Source organism: Pseudomonas avellanae BPIC 631, from assembly GCF_000444135.1.
In the GTDB taxonomy this organism is placed as follows: Bacteria; Pseudomonadota; Gammaproteobacteria; order Pseudomonadales; family Pseudomonadaceae; genus Aquipseudomonas; species Aquipseudomonas avellanae.
Map to the genome: position 1 here is coordinate 1 of NZ_ATDK01000501.1, position 814 is coordinate 814.

Annotated in this window: 1 protein-coding gene; it reads right to left on the reverse strand. The window is 48.5% G+C overall.

The annotated features are described in order from the left end of the window. Positions 1-55 precede the first annotated feature (55 nt). Positions 56-700, reverse strand: coding sequence for a hypothetical protein (locus DW49_RS0124220; protein ID WP_024421487.1), 645 nt, complete (start codon positions 698-700; stop codon positions 56-58). Between the last annotated feature and the right edge of the window lie 114 nt (positions 701-814).

The window sequence follows — 814 nt, forward strand, 5'->3', positions numbered from 1 at the left end:
ATGCCCTATCGAAATGATGACGGCAATGATGTCCAAGCATCATGAGAGTCCATCCCTAACTCAATAGCCGGGTGTTGCACTCAGCCTCTGAAACCGCCCTGTCTGTCGTCCGTATCACTTTGGCGATAGTCTTTTTCAGTAGTAAGACCTGTGCGATGTTGACCCTTGATAGGTAAATAGCACGACTGCTTGAGTTGGTAAATGAACCCTGCGCTCTTTCGTGATTTTCGTTGATCATGGCTTGGTCTACGTAAGGTTGCAGGTGCGTCATTGTAGCGTCTGTGAATAGCCAAGCCAGACGGTCAATGAGCTGTTGCTCTGTAAGTGTTGCTGCAAAAAGTAAGAGTGGCTGCTCAATAGAAGGGGTGCTGGCGGTCAAACTAATGGTCTCATGCATGCCGAAATTTGCTCGTTGTGTCCAGACATTGCCATTCAGCTCTGAGTCATGCGCATGACCTTTTAAAAGACTGGCAGAGACAGATCCAAGCCTCATCACATAGTCATATTCACGGAATCGTCCATCTTCGAACGTGACGCTGACCACACTATCACCAGTTTCGATACGGCTGGTGATGGTGTGTAGATACAAACGCTGTGCGCGACGCAGCAAGCGAACGGCCAGTTCGCCTGTTTTTTTCATGTCCAGACCCGACATAAGCAAATCGATTGACCGCTGATCGACGCTGGGTTTTATAACCATACAGTGTTCGTCGGCGAAAAAGTCTTTGACAGCGCTTAGGGTCTGTTCCCGTTTCGACGTAACCTATTGATCCCTATGAGAACAGGCCCGTATTGTTGGAGTTCTCACACAACA